7 protein-coding genes are annotated in these 7,070 nt (G+C 52.0%); 5 read left to right on the plus strand and 2 right to left on the minus strand.

Annotation, left to right across the window (positions count from 1 at the left end; genetic code table 11):
- Positions 1-61 precede the first annotated feature (61 nt).
- Together KQJ19_RS21260 and dinB are read left to right on the plus strand one after the other, a co-directional pair.
- On the plus strand, positions 62-703 hold the full coding sequence (locus KQJ19_RS21260; RefSeq protein ID WP_016151861.1) for a hypothetical protein: 642 nt from the start codon (positions 62-64) through the stop codon (positions 701-703).
- Positions 704-769: 66 nt separating this feature from the next.
- The gene (gene dinB / locus KQJ19_RS21265; RefSeq protein ID WP_016155765.1) at positions 770-1,825 is read left to right on the plus strand and encodes a DNA polymerase IV; all 1,056 of its coding nucleotides are present in this window, start codon (positions 770-772) and stop codon (positions 1,823-1,825) included.
- A 53-nt stretch (positions 1,826-1,878) separates the two neighbouring features.
- On the opposite strand, the gene pepD is transcribed toward dinB, so the two are convergent.
- Positions 1,879-3,336: a cytosol nonspecific dipeptidase gene (gene pepD, locus KQJ19_RS21270; protein WP_016151863.1), complete on the minus strand. Its 1,458-nt coding sequence runs from the start codon at positions 3,334-3,336 to the stop codon at positions 1,879-1,881.
- A 261-nt stretch (positions 3,337-3,597) separates the two neighbouring features.
- Between pepD and gpt the strand changes: the two genes are divergently transcribed.
- The 3 genes from gpt to crl all read left to right on the plus strand — a co-directional run bounded on the left by gpt (position 3,598) and on the right by crl (position 5,858).
- Entirely contained in the window at positions 3,598-4,056 is a 459-nt protein-coding gene (gene gpt, locus KQJ19_RS21275; RefSeq protein ID WP_003031380.1) for a xanthine phosphoribosyltransferase, read from the plus strand.
- A gap of 98 nt (positions 4,057-4,154) precedes the next feature.
- A complete protein-coding gene (gene frsA / locus KQJ19_RS21280) occupies positions 4,155-5,399 on the plus strand; it encodes an esterase FrsA (protein WP_016155767.1) in 1,245 nt (414 codons plus the stop codon).
- Positions 5,400-5,456: 57 nt separating this feature from the next.
- Complete coding sequence (gene crl / locus KQJ19_RS21285) at positions 5,457-5,858, plus strand: sigma factor-binding protein Crl (RefSeq protein WP_016151866.1); 402 nt, start codon at positions 5,457-5,459, stop codon at positions 5,856-5,858.
- A 57-nt stretch (positions 5,859-5,915) separates the two neighbouring features.
- On the opposite strand, the gene phoE is transcribed toward crl, so the two are convergent.
- Positions 5,916-6,971: a phosphoporin PhoE gene (gene phoE, locus KQJ19_RS21290; RefSeq protein WP_016151867.1), complete on the minus strand. Its 1,056-nt coding sequence runs from the start codon at positions 6,969-6,971 to the stop codon at positions 5,916-5,918.
- Between the last annotated feature and the right edge of the window lie 99 nt (positions 6,972-7,070).

Consider the following 7,070-nt stretch of genomic DNA (forward strand, 5'->3'; position numbering starts at 1 on the left):
CATTAATTCTGTTCCCGTCCCCCACGCAATGTGGGGGCAATTTATTCCTCAGGAAGGCAATGTGATAGATGTAACCCATATTATTCCATTGGAGATTCATACTGATAACGTCACCGATGTAGCCTGTCAGGGGGCGCATTTCGACAAGGTCTCAGGTATCTGGTACACCGAACCCCACGAGCTAAACGGGGCGCTTCGTGACTATGTCTACGACACCGACAATTTTAATATTGTCGCGCCGTACTATCTGGTGATTACCTCGAAGATGCACTGCTGGAGCTGCCACCAAATTACCCGCATCCATGGCGTGATGTTTACCCGCTTTATTAAGAAAAATCAGGATGGTCAGGGCTGGCAGTCGGTCAGGCGTAACAGCTTTTTGTTCCACATTAATTCTCTGCCTGAAGAGATAAAAAAGAACATCAAAGCCAGCAATTACTACCTCGATAAAAGTAAAACCACCGGGCTACGTTACTGGATGAATCACTGTGAAATTTGTGGTGAACGTCTGGGCGACTACGAGCTTTTCTGCGTTGAAAATGATGCCTTCCGCCTGATGACAATCGAAAAACTGCTGCGGGCAAATGTTCGCAAAGTGAATAAACTGTTTGTCAGTACGGCGGGGAATCCCGCAGAACATACGAAAAAGGATATTGTGCGTTACCTGTGCGATGCCCGCTTCGTCATGAATGGTCCGGCGTAAGGAATAATCATACTTCTCACACTATAAAAATACTGTATACTTAAACAGTGTTGTGGGAGGCGAGTAATGCGCAAAATCATACATGTTGATATGGACTGCTTTTTCGCAGCGGTGGAAATGCGCGATAACCCCGCTCTGCGTGACATTCCCATTGCCATTGGCGGCAGCCGGGAGCGCCGGGGGGTTATCAGTACAGCCAATTACCCGGCGCGCAAATTTGGCGTGCGTAGCGCGATGCCAACGGGAATGGCGTTAAAGCTATGCCCGCATCTTACCTTATTACCCGGTCGCTACGAGGCCTACAAAGAAGCCTCCCGCCAGATTCAGGCGATTTTCTCCCGCTATACCTCGCTGATTGAACCCCTGTCGCTGGATGAAGCCTATCTGGATGTAACCGACAGCACCCACTGCCACGGTTCTGCCACGCTGATCGCCCAGGAGATCCGCCAGACGATTTTTAACGAGCTGCAGCTAACCGCTTCTGCCGGGATTGCGCCGGTTAAATTTTTGGCAAAAATAGCCTCCGATCTCAACAAGCCCAACGGGCAATATGTAATTACCCCTGCCGATGTTCCTGAATTTCTCAAAACGTTACCGCTCGGCAAAATTCCCGGCGTCGGCAAAGTCTCCGCCGCGAAGCTGGAATCAATGGGATTGCGTACCTGCGAGGATGTTCAAAAATACGACCTGGCAATGCTGCTCAAACGTTTTGGTAAGTTTGGTCGCGTGCTGTGGGAGCGAAGCCAGGGCATTGACGAGCGGGACGTTAACAACGACAGACTGCGCAAATCCGTCGGCGTGGAGCGCACGCTGGCGGAAGATATTCATGAGTGGTCAGAGTGTGAGGCGATTATTGAGCGGCTTTATCCCGAACTGGAACGGCGTCTGGCCAAGGTAAAGCCGGATCTCCTTATCGCTCGCCAGGGGATAAAACTCAAGTTTAATGATTTTCAGCAGACCACGCAGGAGCACGTCTGGCCGCGCTTAAATAAAGATGACTTAATTGCGACGGCGCGTAAAACCTGGGAAGAACGTCGGGGAGGGCGAGGCGTGAGGCTGGTGGGATTACACGTCACGCTGCTGGATCCCCAACTGGAAAGACAGCTGCTGTTGGGGCTGTGACTCTGATGGATTGCCGGATAAGCGCAGCGCTATCCGGCACTTAGCGCAGAATCTTACTTCGCCGGAATCGACTTCAGCAGTTCAGTCAGCAGCGTCCAGTAGTGACCAACGCTTTCGATATGAACCTGCTCATCCGGGGAGTGCGGACCGGTGATGGTTGGCCCGATGGAAACCATGTCCATTTCCGGATACGGTTTCTTGAACAGGCCACATTCCAGACCGGCGTGAATGATCTGGATGTTTGGCGTTTTGTTGAACAGACGCTGGTAGGTTTCGCGAACCAGGTGCATAACCGGAGAGTTAGCATCCGGCTGCCAGCCAGGGTATCCGCCTTTGGCCTGGGTTTTCGCGCCAGCCAGTTTACCCAGTGAATCCAGCATGCTCACCACGTAGTCTTTACCGCTGTCGATCAGAGAACGGATCAGGCAGTGAATTTCAACGTTGTCGTCAGTCATGGTTACAACGCCGACGTTCAGGGAGGTTTCTACCACGCCTTTGGCTACGTCTGAGTTGCGGATAACACCGTTCGGGGTGGCGTTCAGCAGACGTACGAAGCTGTCGCGAGACTGAGTGGTCAGCGCGGCTTTGTCGTGAGTAACGGCATCCAGCAGCAGAGCCAGGTTCTTCTCTTTGGCTTCCAGTTCGTTTTTCAGGATTTCCTGGTAGGTGTTGACCAGCGCTTTTAACGCATCAACTTTATCTGCCGCCACTGCGAGGGTGGCAAAGGCTTCACGCGGAATCGCGTTGCGCAGCGTACCGCCGTTGAAATCAACCAGACGCAGATCCAGCTCTTCAGCGTGACCCGCCAGGAAGCGTACCAGCAACTTGTTAGCGTTACCGAGACCAACGTGGATTTCGCCACCGGAGTGACCGCCTTTCAGGCCTTTCAACGTCAGCTTAAAGCTCTGGAAGCCAGCCGGGATTGCTTCACGGGACAGCGGCAGGTTAGAGGTAAAGTCGATACCGCCTGCGCAACCCATATAGATCTCACCTTCTTCTTCAGAGTCGGTGTTGATCAGGATATCTGCCTGCAGCCAGTTAGCCTGCAGACCAAACGCGCCATCCATACCTGCTTCTTCGGTCATGGTCAGCAGCACTTCGAGCGGACCGTGTACCACGTTGTCATCAGCCAGAACGGCCAGTGCTGACGCCATACCGATGCCGTTATCCGCACCCAGCGTGGTGCCACGGGCTTTTACCCATTCGCCGTCAATATAAGGCTGGATAGGATCTTTAGTGAAGTCGTGCACGGTGTCGTTATTTTTCTGCGGGACCATATCCAGGTGCGCTTGCAGAACGACCGGCTTGCGGTTTTCCATTCCTGCGGTAGCGGGTTTGCGAATCAGGATATTACCGACCTGATCGCGCTCGACGTGGAAACCTTTCTCTTGGGCCCAGCTCAGAATGTGTTCAGCGAGCTGCTCTTCATGGTAGGACGGATGAGGAATAGAACAGATTTTGGCAAAAATATCCCACAGCGGTTGCGGGGATAACTGAGACAGTTCAGACACGTTGAGTCTCCTTGGCGATGTCCTACAAAACTTGCTTGCAGGCCACAGGGTTAGCAGAATTAAAAACATCACAAGTCAGGCTTGCGCGATGCGATTGAGAATACCACTTTCTCCGCTGACGGCTAGCATAAAGCATGCAAAAAGAGGCGCGGATTCCGCGAAACACTGGTTTTTAGTGCGTCAGATCTCTATAATCTCGCGCAACCTATTTCCCCCTCGAACACTTTTTAAGCCGTAGATAAACAGGCTGGGACACTTCACATGAGCGAAAAATACGTCGTCACCTGGGACATGTTGCAGATCCATGCACGTAAACTGGCAAGCCGCCTGATGCCTTCTGAACAATGGAAAGGCATTATTGCCGTTAGCCGTGGTGGTCTGGTGCCGGGCGCATTGCTGGCGCGTGAATTGGGTATTCGTCATGTCGATACCGTATGCATCTCCAGCTACGATCACGACAACCAGCGCGAACTGAAAGTGCTGAAGCGTGCCGAAGGCGACGGTGAAGGTTTCATCGTAATTGATGACCTGGTTGACACCGGTGGTACCGCCGTAGCGATCCGCGAAATGTACCCTAAAGCGCATTTCGTCACTATTTTCGCTAAGCCGGCAGGTCGCCCGCTGGTGAATGATTATGTTGTTGATATCCCTCAGGATACCTGGATTGAGCAGCCGTGGGATATGGGCGTAGTGTTCGTTCCGCCGATCTCGGGTCGCTAATCTAAAAAGTTTTCAACGCCCGCACTGTCGGGCGTTGTTCTTTTTGTGCTGTGTCAGGTTACACTATGCCTTAGTGAGTACTCATGGAGGCTGCAATCATGTCACAGGCTAACCTCAGCGAAGTCCTGTTTAAACCCCGCTTCAAACACCCTGAAACGTCAACGCTGGTTCGTCGTTTTAATCACGGCGCGCAGCCGTCCGTACAATCGACTCTGGATGGCAAAACCATCCCGCACTGGTACCGCATGGTGAACCGCCTGATGTGGATCTGGCGTGGCGTCGATCCGCGCGAAATCCTCGAAGTGCAGGCGCGTATCGTCATGAGCGAAGCCGAACGCACCGATAAAGAGCTTTACGACACGGTTATCGGCTATCGCGGCGGAAACTGGATTTACGAGTGGGCGAAGCAGGCGATGGACTGGCAACAGAAAGCCTCTATGGAAGAGGATCCGCAAGTGAGCGGACGCCACTGGCTGCATGCTTCCACGCTCTACAACATCGCTGCTTATCCGCACTTAAAAGGCGATGAGCTGGCAGAGCAGGCGCAGGCTCTGGCCAATCGCGCCTATGAAGAGGCCGCACAGCGTCTGCCGGGCACGCTGCGTGAGATGGAATTTGCCGTTACCGGCGGCGCGCCGATTACCGGCTTCCTGCATATGCCAAAAGGCGACGGTCCGTTCCCGACGGTGCTGATGTGCGGTGGCCTCGATTCCATGCAAACGGATTATTACACTCTGTATGAGCGCTACTTTGCCCCGCGCGGTATTGCCATGCTGACGCTGGATATGCCGTCGGTCGGGTTCTCGTCAAAATGGAAACTGACCCAGGACTCCAGTCTGCTGCACCAGCACGTATTAAAAGCGCTGCCGAATGTTCCATGGGTGGATCACACCCGTGTGGCGGCCTTCGGCTTCCGCTTTGGCGCCAACGTGGCGGTACGCCTGGCGTATCTGGAATCATCACGTCTGAAGGCGGTGGCCTGTTTAGGGCCGGTGGTTCATGCGCTGCTTAGCGACCCGCAGCGCCAGGCAAGCGTCCCGGAAATGTACCTTGACGTTCTGGCCAGTCGTTTGGGGATGCACGACGCATCCGATGAAGCGTTGCGCGTTGAGCTTAATCGCTATTCATTAAAAGTGCAGGGCCTGCTGGGCCGACGCTGCCCAACGCCAATGCTGTCGGGGTTCTGGAAAAACGATCCGTTTAGCCCGGAAGAGGAGTCGCGTTTAATCACTTCTTCATCTTCTGACGGTAAGTTGCTGGAGATTCCATTCAACCCGGTGTATCGCAATTTTGACAAAGGGCTGCAGGAAATAACCGGTTGGATCAATCAGAGATTGTGTTAAAAGTTTGCTAAATTTTATCGATTTGGTAAAACAGGTGCTTCACCTAAGGAGATCGTAATGACGTTACCGAGTGGGCATCCGAAAAGTAGATTGATCAAGAAATTCACCGCGCTTGGCCCGTACATCCGGGAAGGGCAGTGCGAAGATAATCGGTTTTTTTTCGATTGTCTGGCTGTTTGCGTCAATGTGAAACCTGCCCCAGAGAAACGCGAGTTTTGGGGCTGGTGGATGGAACTGGAGGCGCAGGAAAAACGCTTCACGTACAGCTACCAGTTTGGCTTGTTCGATAAAGACGGGAACTGGACTGCAGTGCCGGTGAAAGAGACTGAAGTGGTAGAGCGACTGGAATACACCTTACGTGAATTTCATGAAAAATTACGTGGGTTGTTAACGTCGCTGAATCTGGCGCTGGAGCCTGCTGACGATTTTAACGATGAACCGGTTAAATTAACGGCATAATGAACAGTAAAATGCCGGATGGCGGCGCAACCCCATCCGGCATTTTTTTATGCTACATCAGAACTGATAAACCATACCGACAGCAACGATATCATCATTGTTGATGCCCAGTTTATTGTCGCTATCGAGCTGGTTGATTTTATAATCGACAAACGCGGACATATTTTTGTTGAAATAGTATGTTGCGCCAACGTCGATATAATTCACCAGATCCTCATTGCCTACGCCTTCAATATCTTTCCCTTTTGACAGCACATAACCCAGTGACGGACGCAGACCAAAGTCAAACTGGTACTGAACTACCGCTTCGAAGTTCTGTGTTTTATTGGCGAAGCCACCGGAAATTGGCGTCATATTGCGCGTTTCAGAATAGAACGTCGCAATATAAATATCGTTAGCATCATATTTTAAACCGGTTGCCCAGGCTTCTGCTTTATCGCCAGTCCCACGCGTTTGCAGATTCTGCTGGTTGGTACGATCGGAGTTGGTATACGCACCGCTCACCGCGAAATCGCTGCCGCCAAAATCATAGGTAACGGAAGTACCAAAACCGTCGCCGTTTTGTTTTTTCACATCGCGGTCCTGATTTTTCCCCTGGTATTGCAGGGTGAGATCCAGACCATCCACGACGCCGAAGAAGTCGGTGTTACGGTAGGTCGCCAGGCCGCTGGCGCGTTTGGTCATAAAGTTATCGGTCTGCGCGGAGGAGTCGCCGCCGAATTCCGGGAACATATCGGTCCACGCTTCCACGTCGTACAGCGCGCCGAGGTTACGACCGTAATCAAACGAGCCAAGGTTTTTTAATTTCAGACCGGCAAAGGCCAGACGGGTTTTTTGCTGGTTTGAGTCGCTTTCGGCTTTATTGCCGGCGAACTCTGCTTCCCAGCGGCCATATCCCGTCAGTTCATCGTTAATTTGCGTTTCGCCTTTAAAACCTAAACGGATATAGCTCTGGTCGCCGTCTTTGCTGTCATAATCCGTCATGTAATGCATGGCTTTTACTTTGCCGTACAGGTCCAGTTTATTACCGTTCTTGTTATACACTTCCGCTGCCTGTACGGATGCCGACGCAGTAATACCCATCACCACTAATGCCAGAGTGCTCTTTTTCATTTTCATTCCTGATTAAAAGTACGCGCTAATATTCACTGGGTGTGATCCCCGTTAAAAGACAGGAGGGTTTTTAACGTCTGGTAATGAACGTTTTATGAC

It is taken from the genome of Citrobacter sp. S46_ASV_140, assembly GCF_018919545.1.
In the GTDB taxonomy this organism is placed as follows: Bacteria; Pseudomonadota; Gammaproteobacteria; order Enterobacterales; family Enterobacteriaceae; genus Citrobacter; species Citrobacter braakii.